Origin of the sequence: Levilactobacillus huananensis (genome assembly GCF_003946145.1) — a bacterium.
GTDB classification, from domain to species: Bacteria; Bacillota; Bacilli; order Lactobacillales; family Lactobacillaceae; genus Levilactobacillus; species Levilactobacillus huananensis.
In genome coordinates, this window is the sequence record NZ_RHOC01000001.1 from 47,814 (window position 1) to 67,979 (window position 20,166).

Annotated in this window: 13 protein-coding genes; 11 read left to right on the plus strand and 2 right to left on the minus strand. The window is 48.6% G+C overall.

Annotated elements, in window-relative coordinates:
* The first annotated feature begins 29 nt into the window (after window positions 1-29).
* The 7 genes from EKM71_RS00280 to EKM71_RS00310 all read left to right on the plus strand — a co-directional run bounded on the left by EKM71_RS00280 (window position 30) and on the right by EKM71_RS00310 (window position 7,272).
* Window positions 30-821 carry a phosphotransferase family protein gene (locus tag EKM71_RS00280; RefSeq protein WP_125572691.1) on the plus strand — a complete coding sequence of 264 codons (792 nt, stop codon included), beginning with the start codon at window positions 30-32 and terminating at the stop codon, window positions 819-821.
* A 61-nt stretch (window positions 822-882) separates the two neighbouring features.
* Entirely contained in the window at window positions 883-1,530 is a 648-nt protein-coding gene (trmB, locus tag EKM71_RS00285) for a tRNA (guanosine(46)-N7)-methyltransferase TrmB (RefSeq protein WP_125572692.1), read from the plus strand.
* A 93-nt stretch (window positions 1,531-1,623) separates the two neighbouring features.
* Complete coding sequence (locus EKM71_RS00290; protein ID WP_125572693.1) at window positions 1,624-2,718, plus strand: competence protein CoiA; 1,095 nt, start codon at window positions 1,624-1,626, stop codon at window positions 2,716-2,718.
* A gap of 62 nt (window positions 2,719-2,780) precedes the next feature.
* On the plus strand, window positions 2,781-4,598 hold the full coding sequence (gene pepF, locus EKM71_RS00295; RefSeq protein ID WP_164504687.1) for an oligoendopeptidase F: 1,818 nt from the start codon (window positions 2,781-2,783) through the stop codon (window positions 4,596-4,598).
* 168 nt (window positions 4,599-4,766) lie between these two features.
* Window positions 4,767-5,228: an FMN-binding protein gene (locus tag EKM71_RS00300; RefSeq protein ID WP_125572695.1), complete on the plus strand. Its 462-nt coding sequence runs from the start codon at window positions 4,767-4,769 to the stop codon at window positions 5,226-5,228.
* Between the two features lie 3 nt (window positions 5,229-5,231).
* A complete protein-coding gene (locus EKM71_RS00305; protein ID WP_125572696.1) occupies window positions 5,232-5,978 on the plus strand; it encodes an FAD:protein FMN transferase in 747 nt (248 codons plus the stop codon).
* A gap of 13 nt (window positions 5,979-5,991) precedes the next feature.
* On the plus strand, window positions 5,992-7,272 hold the full coding sequence (locus EKM71_RS00310; protein ID WP_125572697.1) for an FAD-binding oxidoreductase: 1,281 nt from the start codon (window positions 5,992-5,994) through the stop codon (window positions 7,270-7,272).
* Window positions 7,273-7,331: 59 nt separating this feature from the next.
* Here the strand turns inward: EKM71_RS00310 and EKM71_RS00315 are convergent, their stop codons facing one another.
* Both EKM71_RS00315 and EKM71_RS00320 read right to left on the minus strand, forming a co-directional pair.
* On the minus strand, window positions 7,332-8,192 hold the full coding sequence (locus tag EKM71_RS00315) for a DegV family protein (RefSeq protein WP_125572698.1): 861 nt from the start codon (window positions 8,190-8,192) through the stop codon (window positions 7,332-7,334).
* Between the two features lie 120 nt (window positions 8,193-8,312).
* Window positions 8,313-8,963 carry a DsbA family protein gene (locus EKM71_RS00320; RefSeq protein ID WP_125572699.1) on the minus strand — a complete coding sequence of 217 codons (651 nt, stop codon included), beginning with the start codon at window positions 8,961-8,963 and terminating at the stop codon, window positions 8,313-8,315.
* A 316-nt stretch (window positions 8,964-9,279) separates the two neighbouring features.
* Between EKM71_RS00320 and EKM71_RS00325 the strand changes: the two genes are divergently transcribed.
* The 4 genes from EKM71_RS00325 to EKM71_RS00340 all read left to right on the plus strand — a co-directional run bounded on the left by EKM71_RS00325 (window position 9,280) and on the right by EKM71_RS00340 (window position 20,051).
* Window positions 9,280-9,942 carry a GTP pyrophosphokinase gene (locus EKM71_RS00325; protein WP_125572700.1) on the plus strand — a complete coding sequence of 221 codons (663 nt, stop codon included), beginning with the start codon at window positions 9,280-9,282 and terminating at the stop codon, window positions 9,940-9,942.
* A 3-nt stretch (window positions 9,943-9,945) separates the two neighbouring features.
* Entirely contained in the window at window positions 9,946-10,752 is an 807-nt protein-coding gene (locus tag EKM71_RS00330; protein WP_125572701.1) for an NAD kinase, read from the plus strand.
* A complete protein-coding gene (locus tag EKM71_RS00335) occupies window positions 10,745-11,644 on the plus strand; it encodes an RluA family pseudouridine synthase (RefSeq protein WP_125572702.1) in 900 nt (299 codons plus the stop codon). Before EKM71_RS00330 ends, EKM71_RS00335 begins: the two co-directional genes overlap by 8 nt.
* 697 nt (window positions 11,645-12,341) lie before the next feature.
* Window positions 12,342-20,051 carry a KxYKxGKxW signal peptide domain-containing protein gene (locus EKM71_RS00340; RefSeq protein ID WP_318530865.1) on the plus strand — a complete coding sequence of 2,570 codons (7,710 nt, stop codon included), beginning with the start codon at window positions 12,342-12,344 and terminating at the stop codon, window positions 20,049-20,051.
* Window positions 20,052-20,166 lie beyond the last annotated feature (115 nt).

Here is a 20,166-nt window from a genome sequence, read left to right on the forward strand (position 1 = left end):
AATAGCTGACAAATCGAGGAGGAGTGGACATGGCACTGGACATCAGTGATGGCTGGAGCTTGTATCCGCTGGGCGGTAATACCGGCACAGCGTATATGGGCACTAAAGCCTCACAAAAAGTGTTTCTAAAACAGAATGCATCACCATTTCTGGCTGCACTCTCCATGGAAGGCATTACACCGCGGTTAGTGTGGACGAAACGCTTGGCATCTGGGGACGTCATGACCGCTCAGGAATGGTTGAATGGCCGGACACTGCATCGCGAGGAAATGCGCGAGCAACGTGTGGCACGGTTATTACATCGCGTTCATCATTCTCATTTATTGCATGATATGTTATTAAAAGTCGGCGGACGTTTCACCACGCCCGCCCAGCTATTGACGCGCTTGCAACCGGCGCTGGCTTCGGATTTACGGCGTCATCCGTTAATCCAGTCGGCATTTGCCACATTGCAGAGTGAACAGCCACAGCTGCCCAAGACCCGTTATGAAGTTTGTCATGGTGATTTGAATCATAAGAATTGGCTGTTGTCCGACCGTAGTCGCCTTTACCTGGTGGACTGGGATGCGGCAACCTTTGCTGATCCAGCGTTTGATCTCGGTGCTTTACTCTGCGAGTATGTGCCCGTCGAGGAGTGGCAACGTTGGTTACAGGATTACGGTGAACGCGTGACCCCGGACTTAACGGCTCGAGTGAACTGGTATGCCAGGGTTCACTGCTTGACCGTAATTGCGGAAAGCTATCACCAACAACGGTTTCAAATTATGAATCAACATTTAATTTTACTCGAACGACTGACCCGAGAGGCAGTCACAGACTGATTTTTTTGGCGGGAGCGAGGATAACCTTGCGCCCGCCGTTGTCATTAAAGGAGGATATACGATGCGTGTACGTAACAAGCCATGGGCGAAGGATTATTTGGCTGATCACCCCGATCAAATGGTAGAGACCCCAGAAGCATTGATGGGTAACTGGCAAAGCCGTTTTCCCAAGGACCAACCCCTGAGTGTTGAAATTGGGACGGGAAAGGGGCAATTCATTGTTGAAATGGCCCGGCAACACCCTGACTGTAACTTTATTGGGATTGAAATCCAGATGTCGGTCATTGCTGCGGCCCTGAAGAAGGTTGTCGCCAGTGAACTGACGAATATTCAAATGGTTCGGACGGATGGTGAGGCGATCAATACCTTTTTTGCCAAGGGTGAAGTTTCAAATATTTACCTCAACTTTTCCGATCCATGGCCAAAGTCACGTCACGCTAAGCGTCGTTTGACGTCTCCCGTCTTTCTGGCCCATTATGCGGATGTTTTGGCTCAGGAGGGTCGGATTCAGTTCAAGACCGACAATCGTGGTCTGTTCGAATATTCCCTGTGGAGTCTTAATAACTACCCAATGATTTTTGATGGTGTCTGGTTGGACCTGCATGCTGCAACCGATGGTGTCGAAGATATTCAAACTGAATACGAACAAAAGTTTTCGGCCAAAGGGCCTATCTACCAAGTGATCGCCCATTTTCCAACCGAAGCTTAATTGCCAAAGTTAGGTCATCCAGGCCTAACTTTTTTATTTTGGTTGAAATTTTTGACCCGTAACCACGGAGTTAGTTGGTGAGGGGGTGAGGTCATGTTGATTGCGTGGCTCGCAGGAAGACTAATCGATGCGAGTGGGGCGGATCGACACCCGGGGTATCAGTGCCCGGCTTGTCATGAGCGGGTGGTCTTGCATCATGGCCGGGTAGTACCGCCGTACTTTGCCCATCATACACTGGGGGATTGTGTCGTGGCGACGGAGGGCGAGTCGGCACAACACATTTGTGGAAAACGGCAATTAGCGACATTCTTCGCCCCTTGGGGTGTCGGCAGGCTTGAAAAAATCTTGCCAGAGATTGATCAGCGTGCGGATTGTTGGCTTGACCGTCATGATCATCAACCGGTAGCCATCGAGTTTCAGTGTAGTCCCATTGGTCGCGATCAAGTGGCCGTACGCACAGCAGGTTATCAGAAGATCAAAGTCTTTCCGTGCTGGATTCTTGGTGAACGATATCATCGTCAACAGTTAAATTGGGGGCTTGTTGATCGGTTTGCTTGGGAGATGCCAGGCTGGGGACTGTGCCTTCTGTTCTGGGATGTGAACCGCCAGCGATTACGGTTAGACCACCATTTACAGCAGATGGCGACCGGAAAAATTATGGCGACTACCAATTGGCTAACTGCGATAGATGACTTGCGTCGACCGCAACCTGCCTCACGACTGCCATCGATATCTCTACCAGCCTATCGGCAACGATTGACGCTGGATTTATTGCGAGGCAATACCGGTCTTCGTGACCTACAAGAGACACTCTACCGATTGGGAAAGAACCTACCGGGGTTTCCACAAGTTTTTGGGACGACCCGTAGTTATTTGCCGATCTTTGGTCGCGGACCGATTCCATGGCGAATTGTCGTGGGGGTGTGGATTTTTTCACGGAAAACACAGTGGACGGTTCCCGAGCTCTGGCAATTGGCACAAGAGGGCCTAGTATTAGTTGGCGGCCATAGCGAGGGTGGCATTCGGTTTGCCGGAGAGAAAACGCTGCGCTTAGCTCTGGCAGACCTCGTGACAGATTTGGCGACGGGCCATTATCTGCAGCGAACGGAAACCGGGTGGCAAATTCTAGTGATACCGGCGTGGGCGCGTGATGGTCATGAATGGTTAGAAAATAATGAGAGAAAATAACTTGTGGTCGCCAAACGTCGCGGTAAAAGTGTTAAACTATCTATATGTAAAATTAAAGGAGGATGAGGATAGTGAAACAAATTCCCGAACGTTCAGCGGTTCCAACGGCATTGACCTGGGACCTGACCACGATTTATCCCGATGATAGTGGGTTTGACCAGGCGGTAGCCACGGTCAAAGCGCAAGCCAAAAAGGTGGCACAATTGCAAGGTAAACTTGCCACGAGTGGTGAACAACTGTACCAGGTGACGACGGCCATTTTCGATCTCAATCGACAATTAGAGCGGCTTGACGTTTACGCCTCCCTTAAGAATGACCAAGATACCAGTAATGCTCACGCGCAAGACCTTTCTGGTCAAGCTGAGAGTCTGGTCGCGACAGTGGCTGCGGCTACGGCTTGGTTCGAACCGGAAGTTCTGAGCTTGGAACCTAAAACCTTGCAGAGCCTGATTGATGCTGAACCACGGTTAGCTGATTACCAGCATGTCTTCGATGTGTTGAGTGAACGTCGTGACCATACCTTATCAGCACCAGAAGAAAAATTGTTAGCTGGCGCGGGTGATATCTTCGGAGCCTCCGCCAAGACCTATAGCGTTTTGAGCGATGCTGATCTTCAATTCCCAGTCGTCAAGGATGAGGAAGGTAACGATGTCCGCCTGTCCGAGGGCCTCTACGGGGTCTTGTTACAATCGACGGCACCTGAAGTTCGTGAACAAGCTTTTAAGGCCCTTTATAGCGTTTATCAGCAGTTCCGTCATACCTTTGCTTCAACCTTAGCTAGCGAGGTTAAAACTCACAATTATATGGCGCAGGTCCGGCATTACGGGTCTGCTCGTGATGCGGCCATGAGTAGTAATGAGATCCCCGCTGTTGTCTACGACACGCTGGTGAAAACCGTTAACCAACATTTAGATTCCTTACAAAAGTATGTTGGGTTACGTAAGGAAATTCTGGGCTTACCAGAGCTCCACATGTATGATCTCTATACGCCGATTACCGGAGAACCTAGCTTAAAATACACTTACGCTGAAGCCCAACAAGAAGCTTTAAAGGCCTTGTCCGTGTTAGGACCAGACTATGTGGCTAATGTGCAGAAGATGTTCGATACCCGAGCTATCGATGTGGTTGAAAACAAGGGTAAGCGAACTGGCGCATACTCCGGTGGGATGTATGACACGAAGCCATATATTCTTCTTAACTGGCAGGACAGCCTGGAGAGTCTTTACACCTTGGTTCACGAAATGGGTCACAGCATGCACACACATTACACCCAATCTAACCAGCCTTACCAGTACGGCTACTATTCCATTTTCGTGGCTGAAATCGCCTCGACAACTAATGAAAATCTGTTAACAGATTATCTGTTGAAGACACAGACCGATCCGCAGGTTCGGGCTTACGTCTTGAATCATTATTTGGATGGCTTCAAGGGAACCGTTTATCGTCAGACTCAGTTTGCCGAATTCGAAGATTACATTCATACGCAGGCCGCAGCTGGACAGTCGCTTACGGCTGACTTCATGAGCAAGTTCTATGGCGACTTGAATGCCCGTTACTATGGCGGCAATGTCATTACCGATCCACAGATCGCTGATGAGTGGACACGGATTCCACACTTCTACTACAATTATTATGTTTACCAGTACGCCACTGGTTTCGCGGCAGCGACTACCTTGTCACAACGTATTTTGAGTGGTGACTCTGCTAAGCGCAATGCCTACTTAACCTATCTCAAGTCCGGCAATTCCGCCGCACCACTTGAAGTGATGAAGCGTGCCGGGGTCGACATGGCCCAATCCGACTATCTCGATCGGGCTTTCCAGACCTTCGACGAACGACTAGCTGAGTTTACTCAGCTCGCGCGTGAGCTGAAAAAATAAGTTCGATTGATCTCAAACAGCACTTTGACCCTCGCGGCCAAGGTGCTGTTTATTTCGTTTGTTGCGGACTTTGTCTACTTTCTTAACAAACTTAGACGGCTTGTAAGTGCTTCTTCATGAATAATTCACGATTGCTTTCTATACTTCAAATCAAATGAGGTGAGGAAAGTGAAAAAAATTACGCAAGCCTGTTTGGCCTTAATTGTTACCGTTGCGATTGTCATTGACGGGTACCTCCTCTTCTTTAAGAATCGATCTGGCACAGTCCAGACGGTTTTATCCAGTGCTTCATCATCTTCTACGGTATCTGCAACGAGTCAAAGTAGTGCCACTTCTAAGCGGCAGTCCTATCAAAATGGAACCTATACTGGTAAGGCTACCGCAACACGGTGGGGTGATGTTCAAGTTCAGGCAGTGATCAAGGCCGGCAAGATTACCACGGTAAACGTTCTCAAATATCCGAATGAAAATGCGCATGACAAGGAGGTTAACAGCCAAGCATTGCCGGTTTACAAGTCGGAGACTTTGACAAAACAAAGTGCCAAGATTCAATTGGTTTCTGGGGCGAGTGAGACTTACAAAGGGTTCAAGGGCTCCTTACAGGATGCCTTGGATCAAGCGGAGGCATAGGCTATGACAAATTCAAAGCTGTTGACGCATCATATTAAAGCCATGGGCATGCCTTTTTTAGTGAAGATCGTGGTCCCAGTTGGTCGTAATTTTCGAGCTGAGAGGCTGTTACAGGAGCTGACACAGTATCTGCAGCGTATCGATCGCGACTTCTCGCCGTTTAGGCCCAGTTCGCTGGTTTGCCAGTTTCAACGTGGTGAACTCGCAGCAATGGATTTTACCTCAGAATTTCAAGAGGTCTATGGCATTGCTAGCCAAGCACAGAAGATTACAGGTGGGGCTTTTGATCCGTTCTTTGACGGCACTTATGATCCGACGGGAATTGTCAAAGGGTGGGCCATTCAACGGGCGTTTACCCGCTATCTTCAGCCATTGTTGACGAATGAAACGTTAGCAGCTGCGGCAATTAATGGGGCAGGGGACATGCAGGTTGGCATTTCAGAAACGACTGATTTTCGTTGGCAGGTTGGTGTGGAAGATCCGCAAGACCGACAGCAGCTATTAGCCCGTTATCAGCTGGGTAACGGGGCTATGGCAACTTCTGGGACCAGTCAACACGGTGAACACATTGTCCGACAAGGGTCGCAATGTCAGTTACAACAGGCCACAGTTCTGGCCGATGAGTTGATTACGGCCGACGTTTGGGCCACAGCGGCTATCGCATTGGGGGCAGCGAGGTTCAATCGGTTGACCAACAATCAGTTTTCAACGATCTTGGTCGATCAAACCGACCGAATCGTTCACGAATAAAGGAGAAATGACTATGCTCAAGAGAATGTCCTACGCGCAGGGTGTGATATGGCTCATCCTCCTCTTTGTGGTGCCGTTACCCTTGATCCAAGCTCTCGCACTGGGCTTGCCTTCAGCATATGCGAGCGAGTCTTTGGCGATTCAGTGGGGGTCGATTGCTTATGTTTGGTTTCTAGTTGTAATCTATCTGAGCACCCGGCCAAAATGGCTGGATCGATTGATTGGTTTACCCAACATCTACTTCATTCATGGCACCCTGAGTCTGTTGGCGATTGGCATGGCCTATCTGCATAAGACGGGAACCCAGTCATTTGGTCTAATCAGACAGACTGGGGACTGGGCCTTCGATCTCTTTATCGGGTTGATGGGCTACTCGTTAATTTTTATGGCAGGATGGCTAACCAATCGTAGTCGTCTGCTGCGACAACTCAAACACACTTTGGAGCGTTTTTTCCATCATGAGCTGTCCATATGGCTTCATCGTTTGAACCTGGTCGCTGTTTTATTAGTCTTTGTCCACGTTCAGCTGATCAGTTATATCACGGCCATTACGGGCTATATTTGGCTATTTAACGGTTATACAGGGGTGGTGATCGTGCTCTATCTTTGGCAGAAATACTGTCAGGTCTGGCGTTTGCCTCGAGCCAAGCTGGTGGCAAGTCGGCAACTAGCACCGAATTTTATGGAATTTACCTTTCAGATGCGGCAGCCACACCAGCTCACGGTGTTACCGGGAGACTACGTGTTTCTCAAGTTTCCAACCATTCGCGGTCTAGGAGAACTACATCCATTCTCTGTGGTTAATACAGTCGATGATTCGGGAAAAATTGTCTTGGCGATTCGCGGTGATGGTGATTTCACGCTTCAGGTGCAGGACGTGGCAGTGGGCAGTCAGGCACGATTGATTGGCGGGTATGGTCGTTTCTCCACTCTCCTAGAGAGCCATCCAGATCGGCCGTTGGTCTTAATTGGTGGCGGGAGTGGTGTGGTTCCCCTGCTGGCCGTAACGGCGGCTTTTCCTGAGGTTCCAATTGACTTGTTTTATACAGCTCACAAGCAGGAACAGTTTATTTATTTACCGGAATTACAGGCGTGGGCGGCTCGCCAATCCCAACTTAGATTACATGTCCAAACTACTCGTTTCGATGTAGCCCAAACGGTAGCAGAGTTGACGATGACCCCGGCGTTATACTTGATCTCTGGGCCACCGGCCATGGGACGTGCCTGGCGTCAGGCCTTGATACAGCACGGGGTAGCAGTCGATGATGTTTACTATGAAGAATTTAATTGGTGAGACTTAAGCTTAATAAAAAGGCCAGTGCTTTGAGAGCACTGGCCTTTACTAGATTCAAGTTAAATGGATTGCCAATCTTGTTGCCATAGGATACCCATCGTTTTCTCACCTGTGTGGACACTGATTGCGGGGCCGAGCTGACTCTGGCTCACACGAATCTGTGGAAAGAGGGTGTGGAGGTCAGTGACCCACTGGTGGGCAAGTTCAGGGTCGTTGGCATCAATGACTGTCGCATGCATCGGATAGTCGTTCGCTGCCAGGTCCTTAGCCAGAGCCGAGGTCATGTAGTGAAAGGCCTTCTTCATCGTCCGTTCCTTGCCAATCGCGACGATCTTACCAGCTTCGTCGAAGGTGAGGAGGGGTTTGATATTGAGGAGATTTCCAATCATGGCGGACCGATTACTCAAGCGGCCGGTTCGAGCCAGGTGACTGAGGTTATCAACAGCGAAGAATACTTGTTGCGTATCACGAAGGTGTTCAAGTTGAGGCACGATCGTTTCGCCGGTCTGGCCAGACTGAATGAGCTTACCTGCGAGGAGACAAAGGTTTGCCTCACCAGCGCTGGCTACCAGAGAGTCAACCGGGAAGATCTTGGCCTTAGTGTAGTCTTTACAGAAGACCCGCAGGTTATTCATGAAGGAAGTGATGCCACTCGAGAGGTGAATTGAGATGATCTCGTCAAATCCGGCTGCTGCCAAACGGTCGTAAGCCTCTTCGATCTGTCCCAAGGAAACCTGTGCGGTCGTTGGTAATTCCTGATCACTCTTGAGATAATCGTAGAAAGTCTGGCGACTTAGCTGTGATTCCGGGTACTGATGACCACCTAAAATGACCGTGATTGGAAGTACGGTGATGGGGTTGGCCGCAATTTGGTCGGCGGTGAGGTACGCCGCGGTATCGGTGACAATGGCTGTTGGCATAGGAATTGCTCCTTTTTCCAAAAATTAATGGCTCAATCATACCATAATCCAGGCATAATGCCAGTTATTCGAGATCAAAAAAACCAAGTCAAATTGACTTGGTCTATGGGGTAAAACGATTTATAGCACTCGCAAATGAGGATGCAGTCCTCCAGTAAGTGATGAGGATGCTTGGCCATTGGCTGGGTAATTAGGTTCACCCATTAACATCTCTTTCGTTGCAACTCCCTGACTCTCACAAACGTCACAGAGAGAGTCATAGGTGACATCATTCAATAGCAAGCCATATTGAGAGACGTCGCAGTTGAAGATGACAGCGGAAGAAGACTGTTGAATCTTCATTTCGGCAGCTAATTTCTGATCGGTCTTAAACGCTTGTTTGGCAAGGTCAGACTGACAATCTTCGTTGAACATGTCGAGATCGAGGCGGCAGTCCTTGGCTAATTCAAGGGCCAATTCTTGAGAGAAGGACTCGTGGTGGTTAACCACCGCTGTTTGCATGTTTAAGAGAAAGTCACGGCCTTTGTGCTTCCCTTGGAACAAGGCAGCTTTGTAGGCTAGAATCGCCTGGTAGTAAACACCAAAGTAGGCATTCCGTTCGGCCAAAGTTGGTCGTTTAGGCAGAGCCTGCTCAATAATCTGCTGATTGAGTAAGGGCACAAACTGAAATGAGACCTTGCTATTAAGATGATCGGCCAACTTCATGATGTTACGCTCGGAACGCATGCAGCGAGCGCCTAATGGGTTGACGAACAAATAGACTTCTAACACATTGCTTCCTCCTATAATCTGTCCTTATTGGCAATCAGCAAGGGTTGCCAAACAAAAAGTAACAATAGCACTACTTTAGCAAAATTTCAAAAAATAGCAATCCGGAACATTTGTTTGAGATAATAATCGTCCATTTAAAACGCACCCTAATCATGCAACATTTTTCGACTTAGGTAAAGCTAAACGCCTCGTGACCGGGAACCTAGTGGCAGAAAAAATTACGTGTCTCAAATAAAACGTAATTAGTCTCGGTAAACTGTGAAATATGGTAAAATTTAAGGATGAGACGTGCAAACAAGGTTGGGGGAAAGTCATCATGATAGCAAATTGGGATCAATTTTTATTACCCTATCAACAAGCTGTAAGTGAGTTGAAAGTTAAACTCCGTGGCATTCGGAAACAATTTGAAAATCAAAATCAACGGCCACCCATTGAATTTGTGACAGGGCGGGTGAAGCCAGTTCCGAGTATCGAAGAAAAGATGACGCGCCGGCACGTCGCTGAGGAACGTCTTGAGAAGGACATGCAAGACATTGCAGGTTTACGAATTATGTGCCAATTTGTTGAGGATATCTATCAGGTCGTTGATTTACTGCGCCAGCGAACCGACCTCACGATTCTTGAGGAACGAGATTACATTCATAATGAAAAGCCTAGTGGCTATCGGTCCTATCACATTGTGATTGAGTACCCGGTACAATTGGTCACGGGAGAAAAGAAAATTTTAGCTGAGATTCAAGTGCGGACGTTGGCGATGAACTTCTGGGCCACCATCGAGCATTCATTAAATTATAAGTATCAAGGTGCCTTTCCGGAACAACTCAGCCAGCGTTTACAGCGGGCTGCGGAGGCCGCATTTAAGTTGGACACGGAAATGTCAGAAATTCGAGAAGAAATTCAGGAAGCCCAGCACTATACCCCTAAGAGTGGGGGACAGCCAGGGATGTCACCAGAAACTTCTCATGATAAGGAAGATTAGCGCATGAAGGTTTCAATTTTTGGAAATAATGGTCCGGCTTCGATGAAGGTTTCACGGGCTCTAAGGGCCGGGCTTGAAGCGGCCGACATCACTATTGATAGTCTTGATCCCGACATTGTCGTGACCGTCGGCGGAGATGGGACGCTACTTTCAGCCTTTCATCACTACAACGATCGCCTGGACCGTGTGCGCTTTGTTGGGATTCATACTGGTCATCTAGGATTCTATACAGATTGGCGGGATTACGAGGTTCAAGAGCTTATTAAGAGTCTAATTAAGGACAATGGACAAAGTGTCAGTTATCCTTTATTGAACATTAAGGTTGAGTATGCGGATGGCACGCATCCAGACGAGGCCCTTGCATTGAATGAGTCCACTATCAAGAAAGTTTCCGGAACCATGGTTGCTGACGTCTATATTAAAGATGAACTTTTTGAAAGCTTTCGAGGGGACGGTCTGTGTTTGTCAACGCCGACCGGTTCTACTGCGTACAATAAGTCAGTCGGAGGCGCCGTGTTAAGCCCGCACTTCGATGCCGTTCAAATGGCGGAGATTGCGTCGATTAACAATCTCGTCTTCCGGACACTGGGATCACCACTGATTATCCCCGCCGACGAGTGGGTTCGAATCGAACCGGCTGCTGCATCGGATAATATTTTAATGTGCGATCAGTTAGCTATTGAAGGTCGGCCAATCAAAGCCATTACCTATCAGATCGCTAAGCAGCGAATTTCCTTTGCGGAGTATCGGCACACGCATTTTTGGCAACGTGTTGAGTCTTCCTTTATTGGGAGGGACGCTGATGACTAGTTTTGCGTGGCGGGTTGCGGGAACGTCGCCAGTTCACGTACGAACGGTTCTGATGGCTCACGGTGTTACTCGGACTTTTCTAAAACGAATCAAGTTTCATGGCGGCATCGTGAGTTTGGATGGTCGCGAAGTTCGAGTGATTGCGATGGCTCAGCCAGGTCAGGTTGTGGGGCTGACGTTACCGCCAGAACCTACTAATCCGCATGTCTCACCGTCATTCAAGCCATTAGCCATTTTATATGAAGACGATCACTTCCTGGTAGTCAATAAGCCGGCTGGAATGGCCTCAGTGCCGTCTCATATCTATTCGGATGATACTCTGGCTAACCGTGTGAAAGGGCACTTGATGACAATTCATGCCCCTAGTACGGTAACTCATATCGTGACGCGATTGGACCGGGAAACCAGTGGCGTTGTGATCTTTGCCAAACATCACTTTGCCCATTCAGTGTTGGATAAGCAATTGAAACTAAAAACATTGGATAAACGTTATATTGCGGTGGCCACTGGTAACTTTTCCACGGATCATTTGGTCATTGAGGCCCCAATCGGTCGGGCTGACGATTCTTTTGTCAAAAGAGCCATACGGCCTGATGGTCGACAAGCCAAGACAGAACTTTGGGTACGTGCCCAGTCTAAGACAGCTAGTTTATTGGCCCTCAAGTTACATACTGGACGTACACACCAGATTCGGGTTCACTGCGAGGCGGTAGGACATCCCTTGATTGGGGACTGGTTATATGGCCAGCAAACCAATCCTTGGATCCATCGACAGGCCTTGCACTGTGCCCGGGTGAGTTTCTATGATCCCTTCATTGAACGTCAGATTACTTGCTTTGCCCCGCTACCAAGTGACATGGCAAGCGTGATTGAACATGAAATCTTAAAGTGAACTGATTAATCGTAGCCACCATCGTGAATTGACACGATGGTGGCTTTTTTTAGTTGAAATCGGTGTTACACATTCCGGTTTGTGTGGTGAATTAATAATTATAAACTAATTGTTTATATAATTATAAACAAATTTATTGTGAAAATGAGTTCCATTCATCGTAATTAACACTGCACATATTAGCAATGGTGTGAGTAAAGTCTCATTAAAAACAAATTTTATAAAAAATTGACATCCTCAAATTTAGAATTCATAAAAATGATAGCAACGGAAAGAGTGAGCAAACCGGTTTTGATCATAAAATTTACAAATGGAGACTAAGTGCTGATATAACAACGCTTTTAAACCTGATCAGAGCAGTTGGAAAGGCTGTTTTGACAAGTGAAATGTGTGTGTTAAACAGATTGATGGTGGACATTAAACATAATTTGAACCTTCTAATCTTTGCGTGCTGGATAGTCAATTATAAGTTTATGTTAAGCTTTCAAATAGTACGCATAGTAAAACTGTGCTATGATGGTTCCTGAATGAGAAGTGGTTTATAGGGGGCCTCCATTTTTGGAGATATAGGTATAAACCATATACGGATATTTTTGTTGAGTGACGTTGAAATCGCTTACAATTTTGACCCTCTTCTCGTTATTTAAAGTTAGGAACTGAGCCACAGTTGAAGGAGGACGACTTAAAAGTGAAATTTATGCGGAAACAAGCTTTTAGAGACGATCCTAAATTACGTTATAAGATGTTTAAGGCAGGGAAGACTTGGGTCTTCGCCGCTATGGCATCCTTTTCGCTTTTAGGAGCGGGTCAATTAACTGCCAGTGCGGATACAACGAGTGCGGCTGATAAGACCCAGAGTGCCCAAGTTGCGACAACCAGTTCAGAGTCATCGGCAACCTCGGCGGCAGGAACGTCGGCCGCGGATGCTACGGACGATAATAGTCGTGTTACTGATGAACAGACATCGGCAGCTAAAAAGGCTGTTGCGGAAGCAACGAGTGCTAGTGACGATCTCGATACTTCAGATGATTCAAGCTCAAGTACAGACACTAGTTCGACTGCCAGCAGTTCAGCACAAAAATCAGAAAAGGCCACGAGTACTAGTGCTGTTGTAACTAGCAGTGCAGAAGCGACGAGTGCCAGTACCGACATTTCAGCAAGCCAGGTTAACAAATTGGCTGAAACTGCTGGAACAGATATTACGTTAAACGTTGCTGTAACCTCCTCAGTTACTAAGGTTGCGACAACCAAGAAGGCGAACGTCTCACGGATGACCTTCTATACGTCATCAGATGAAGTTTCCAATTCAGCCGGTGATAGTAGTGCAGCTGCGGCTGCTGCCTCTGCTGCTGCCGCGGCCGCAAAAGCCGCCAGTGCAGCTTCCAGTTATGACAAACTTGTCTCGACAGCGGCAACCAAGGCAGCAAACAATGCTGCAAAGAGTGCCTATGCTGAAACGGACCAAGCTTACAAATTTGCCGATTACTATAATAGTTTAGCCAACATGTATTTAGATGCCCTGAACTCATCAATTGGGGGCGCGGATGCTGGAATTAAATACGGTGAAGCCAGTTCATCAGCGAACTACTTTGCTCAAGAAGCCCAGTCCTATGCAGAGATAACGTCAAGTTACGCTAGCATGGGGAGTTCTGCCGCAGCCATTGGGATCAAGGACATGGTGAGTTCATATGCTAGCATGGTTCACAGTCTTGCTAGCGCGGCGTCAAATGCCGCAGCCGAAGCTTCAGCAGCGGCTAGTGAAGCTTACTTAGCGACACAATATGATAAAAATAACTCCGCCGCGTTGTCTGCCGCTTCATCGGCCAACGTTGCCTTCGAAAATTCTAAATCAGCAGCCGCAACGGCCGTTAATCTAGCTAAGGACGCTGATTCCTACTATGCAACAGCAACTTCAGCAGCGGCTGCTGGAAATTATGAAGCTGCAAGTACGGCACTAGTGGCTTCGACCACACTAGCAGAAGACACCGCCACGGCGAACAACAATGCTGCGACTGCTTTCCGTGATAGTGCAAAGTCGTATGCCAGTGCTGCAGTTGGTATCTCTATTGGGGATGCCGCTTCAGATGCCGCTACTAAGGCTAGTGCCGCGGCTTCATCCGCGAGTGTTGCTGCAAGTTATGCCAAGGCTGCTTCTGGTTATCATGGGGACCAATCGAGTTCCTACGCCGCTGCAGCCAGTAGTGCAGCAGTCACGGCAGCCAATGCCGCTTCAACCGCTGATTCAGCTGCCCAGGCCGCCAAGACAGCTGCAACGCCTAAGGAAGCCAATTCGTTATCCGTTCAGGCTTCTTCAGCCGCGGTAGTCGCCGCAACGGCTGCTAGTAGCGCTGCCAAGGCAGCTTCGTTAGCCGTTCAATTCGATACTAACGTGGAAAATAACGCAACTGATGATACCGGTGATATCTCAACTGATTTCGATGTTGATAAGTCAGCGATTGATGTTGGTCAAAGTATCACGTTGACTGCTACAATCGGGGACTTCACCCTACTTTATGGGAATGCAACCTATGTCTGGTACGTCTCGACTGATGGGAAGACGTGGACACAAGCTACGGCTTCAACGTCAGTTTCGGATAAAAAAGCTTCCGTAACCTTGACGCCAAATGCTGCCGGAACATATTACTACCAATATGTTGCTTCTGGTAAAAAAGGTGTGTTGGGCGCTGGGGGATCATTTAAGAAGGCAAGTAACGTTCTGACGGTTGTGGTAACCGATGCGAATGGAACTTATACGGACCAAGCTAAGAAGGCCGCTAGTTTAGCTGCAAATTACGCTAAGCAAGCCGGTAGTCAGGCCACTGCGGTCAGTGAAGCCGTGATTACCATGAACTCCTTAGCAGACTTCGAACCCGATGAGATGGTTTCCGGAAAGGTTTACGCGACTGCTGCCGCTGCAGCATCTAAGAGCGCCGCTTCGTATGCCGCTGCTGCAGCTACTGAAGCGCAATCAACCGCTGCTGCACAGAGTGCCGCAGCAACCTTGGAAGCAGCTGGGGACTACAGTGGGGCTAGTTCAGCCGCCTTAGTTGCAGCCGCAAGTGCCGAAAAGGTTTCTTCTTACAGTGTATTGGCTAGCTCAGCCGCGGCCTTAGCCCGTGAAAACGTGGATAACGCGCTGTCAGAAGCTGCTCGGATTACGCAGGACGCTACTATCGGCAGTTACTTGAAGGATAGTTACGCCGCGACTGCCGCATCAACGGCCAGTTTAGCCGCATCATTAGCAACAGAAGCAGCAACGCATGCTCAAGATGCTAACAATGCTTACAACAACGTGCCACAATTTAATTCTGGTGCAACGGTTGCCAACTCAATGGCCGCCAGTGCAGCTGCCAAGACCGCGTCATATGCAGCTAAGGCACAACAATACGCAACATCGGCAGCCAATGCCAAAGATTATACAGCAGCTTCTGGAGCAGCTAAGGATGCGGCGTCAAACCTGATCCTAGCTGAATCTGAATCCGTAGAAGCTTCTAGTGCTGCTAGTGATGCTACGAAGATTATCGTTGACGCACAGTCGTCTTATGTTTCTGGTGTTGCATCCGCGGCTCACGAAGCCAATTCTTTAGCAAACCAAGCAGCTATTCTGGCCGCTAGTGTTGCCAACTCATTATCAAGCAGCATTAAGGCTAACACGAGTTTAGGAGCCTCATATGTTTCTGACACCCAGGAATACGCACAGGCTGCAGAATTAGCCGCAGCTTCTGGGGATGCCGCAGCAATGACTGCCAACAGTTACATGACGCAAGCGTCTTCAGCTGTTAGTGCCGGAAACTTTATCGCTGCCAGTTCCTTTGCCGCAGCTGCTAGTTCGGCCTTAGCTGATGCTAACTCATATGCTGCTGCCGCGACGGTTTCAGCTTCATCTGGGACAGAAGCAGCCTCGTATGCAGTCAACTATTCTAACGATACAAGTTCTTACAAAAAGAAGCCTTCCGGTAATGCCACGATGATTTGGGGGATTCCAATCACCAACGGCTACACGCAACAACCGGCAACGATGACGTCAACGAAGCAAGGCCAAACGTTTACTTTAACGGGGACTTCACGGCTGGGGATTATCAACCTGGCAGCGATTACGACCAGTGTGACCTGGTATGTTCAAGTTAACGGTAAGTGGATGACGACTGACGATGCCGTTAAACAAGGTTATTTGGAAAGTGCCACCGCGGAAAACAACACTGGGTGGGGGATGAAGATGTCCACCGCTAGCACGTTGACCGTAAAGACTAATGATTCCTTTAAGGGAACGTTACTATTCCAGATGTACTCTGATTATGGAATTTTAATCGGGGCTCAGCTATACAGTGACCTAGCCGAAGTTGATGTTTATGATAAAGAAATCCCAGCCACTGGGATCACGATCAGTGGGAACGATTATCTGTTGAATTCCGATCCAGGGACCTACGTCGCGACGACTAATCCAACGAACTCTACCAGTACCATTACTTGGAGTAGTAGTGATGAAAGCATTGCAACTGTTAATAATGCCGGGGTTGTTAGTGCAACTTCTGCAAATGCACGGGGAACAGTGACGATTACCGCTACGGTCACGAATGCCGACGGATCAACTTATTCTGACTCCAAGGTTATCCAAGTTGGTAATGGACTTGAGGACCAGGCTGTTGATGCTGGAAACTCTGTTATTTTCCAACCAGATGCTGGTGCCGGTAATACTGGGGATGCTTCCAAGATTACCTACCAGTGGTATTATTCAGCAACTGCTGATGGTACTGATATTGTGAAGTTAGACGGTCAAACAGGAGATACGCTGAATTTATCTGATGTGAAGACCTCGCAAGCTGGTTATTACTTCCTGAGAATTACGGCGAAGACGACGCTCGGACAGACTGTTACTGTCGATTTAGGACGGGCTTACCTGACGGTTAACGCCGTGGACAGTGATGATGCTTCTAATGCGGCATTAGCCGCAGCCTCTGAGGCAGCAGATGCTGAAGAGTATGCAAAATTAGCTAGCTCATATGCTGATGTTGCCAACAAGTATGCTAATGCAAATACGTCGAATGCTGAGATTGCTGAAGCAGCCTCTAATGCTGCTTCAGCCGCCTCAGCAGCTAGTTCAGCAGCTGCCGCAGCTTCGACGGCACAAGCTAATGCCGAAGCAGCCCAGTCAGAAGCCAATGCAGCACAAAATGTTGCCGGTGATAACGCTGCAGCTAAGTCTGCCGCTGAAAAAGCTAAATCTGCGGCTGATGAAGCTAAGGCAGCTAAAGATAGTGCAGCAGCTGCCGCCAGTGACGCCAAGTACTGGGCAGGTGTAGCTGCAGCAGTTGATGACAACTCTGATTCAGACAGTGACTCAGACTCCGACAGTGATTCAGATTCCGATAGCGACTCTGATTCAGACAGTGACTCAGACTCCGACAGTGATTCAGATTCCGATAGTGATTCCGACTCTGATAGTGATTCCGACTCCGACAGCGATTCCGACTCAGACAGTGATTCCGACTCGGATAGCGACTCAGACTCTGATAGTGATTCCGACTCCGACAGTGATTCAGATTCCGACAGTGATTCGGATTCAGATAGTGACTCAGATTCTGATAGTGACTCGGACTCCGACAGTGACTCGGATTCCGATAGCGATTCCGACTCGGATAGTGACTCAGACTCAGATAGTGACTCAGATTCCGATAGTGATTCAGACTCGGATTCCGATAGCGATTCCGACTCGGATAGTGACTCAGACTCCGACAGTGATTCAGACTCCGACAGTGACTCGGATTCCGATAGTGACTCGGACTCCGACAGTGATTCGGATTCCGACAGTGATTCGGATTCCGACAGTGACTCGGATTCCGATAGTGATTCAGACTCCGACAGTGACTCGGATTCCGATAGTGATTCAGACTCCGACAGTGAATCCGACTCGGATAGCGACTCGGATTCCGATAGCGACTCAGACTCAGATAGTGATTCGGATTCTGATAGTGATTCCGACTCGGATAGCGACAGCGACTCAGACTCAGATAGTGATTCGGATTCTGATAGTGATTCCGACTCAGATAGTGACTCGGATTCCGATAGTGATTCCGACTCGGATAGCGACTCAGACTCAGATAGTGATTCGGATTCTGACAGTGATTCCGACTCGGATAGTGACTCGGATTCCGACAGCGATTCAGACTCAGATAGCGATTCCGACTCGGACAGTGACTCGGATTCCGACAGCGATTCCGACTCCGACAGTGATTCCGACTCCGACAGTGATTCAGATTCCGATAGTGACTCCGACTCGGATAGTGACTCCGATTCCGACAGTGACTCGGATTCCGACAGCGATTCCGACTCAGATAGTGATTCGGATTCTGACAGTGATTCCGATTCCGATAGTGATTCCGATAGCGATTCGGACTCCGACAGTGATTCCGATTCCGATAGTGACTCAGACTCGGACAGTGACTCGGATTCCGATAGCGACTCCGACTCCGACAGTGATTCGGATTCTGACAGTGACTCCGATTCTGACAGTGACTCGGACTCCGACAGTGATTCGGATTCCGATAGTGATTCCGACAGCGACTCAGACTCAGATAGTGATTCCGACAGTGACTCGGATTCCGATAGCGATTCCGACTCAGACAGTGATTCCGACAGTGACTCGGATTCCGATAGCGATTCCGATAGTGACTCGGACTCCGATAGCGATTCCGACTCAGATAGTGATTCCGACTCCGATAGTGACTCGGACTCCGATAGCGATTCGGATTCCGACAGCGATTCAGACTCGGACAGTGACTCGGATTCCGATAGCGACTCCGACAGTGACTCAGACTCCGACAGTGATTCGGATTCTGACAGTGATTCGGACTCTGACAGTGATTCAGACTCGGACAGTGACTCGGATTCCGATAGTGATTCTGATAGCGACAGCGACTCAGACTCAGATAGTGATTCGGATTCTGACAGCGACTCCGACTCCGATAGTGATTCGGATTCTGACAGTGATTCCGACTCGGATAGCGACTCCGACTCAGATAGTGATTCCGACTCCGACAGTGATTCGGATTCCGATAGTGATTCAGACTCTGATAGTGACTCGGACTCCGATAGCGATTCTGATAGCGACAGCGATTCCGACTCCGACAGTGACTCAGATTCCGATAGTGATTCTGATAGCGACAGCGACTCAGACTCAGATAGTGATTCGGATTCTGACAGCGACTCAGACTCGGATAGTGACTCGGATTCCGACAGCGATTCCGACTCAGATAGTGATTCCGATTCGGATAACGACTCGGATTCCGACAGTGACTCAGACTCGGATAGTGACTCAGACTCGGATAGTGACTCAGACTCGGATAGTGACTCGGATTCCGACAGCGATTCCGACTCAGATAGCGATTCCGACTCGGACAGTGACTCGGATTCCGACAGCGATTCAGACTCCGACAGTGATTCAGATTCCGATAGCGACTCGGATTCCGACAGTGACTCAGACTCCGACAGTGATTCAGATTCTGATAGTGATTCAGACTCTGATAGTGACTCAGATTCCGACAGTGACTCAGACTCAGACAGCGACTCAGACAGCGACTCGGATAGTGACTCCGATTCCGACAGTGATTCCGACTCAGACAGTGACTCGGATTCCGATAGTGATTCCGACTCAGACAGTGATTCCGACTCGGATAGCGACTCAGACTCAGATAGTGATAGCGACTCCGACAGTGATTCAGATTCCGACAGTGATTCAGATTCCGATAGCGACTCTGATTCCGACAGTGACTCCGACTCCGACAGTGATTCGGATTCCGATAGTGATTCAGATTCTGACAGTGACTCCGACTCAGATAGTGGCTCAGACGCTGATGGTGATTCAGATTCCGACAGCGACGCAGGCTCTGACAGTGATGCCAACTCCGACAGTGATTCCGACGGAAGTGCCGGAGATGGTGGAAACAGTGGTTCAGGCTCAGGTTCAGGTTCAGGCTCAGGTTCAGGTATCAGCGGTGGCACAAATGGTGGTTCAAACAGTGGCGCCGCTTCTGGTACCAATGTATCGGGCGCTGCAGGTGGCACAGCAACAACGTTAGGTTACGCTGGTGATACCGGTCAAGGTCAAGAAACACCAGTGGACTTAACAGCAGCTGGGACGACTGGAATTTCTGACAATGCTAATCAGGATAGTTCGGATAAGCAGAGTAAGTCAGGAGATTCAAAGGATTCAAAGACTAGTGATGGTAACAATGTCAAGAATTCTGGGAATTCTGCTGATGCAACTTCGGCACCTGATAACAATGAAAACAATCACACCACGTTCTGGGGAGCAATTGTCGCAGCGATTGCTGCCGCAACAGGTGGTTCATGGTGGTTCTTCGGTCGTAAGCATGGGCAAGATAACAGTGATGATGATCACACAGTTTAGTGACACAATATCAAAAGTGTAACAGAGATGTTACATGACCGGATCTCCGCAGGTCAAACTGCGGAGATTCATACATAAGTCGATGCTATTAATCGACAATACGCGAAAGAAATAG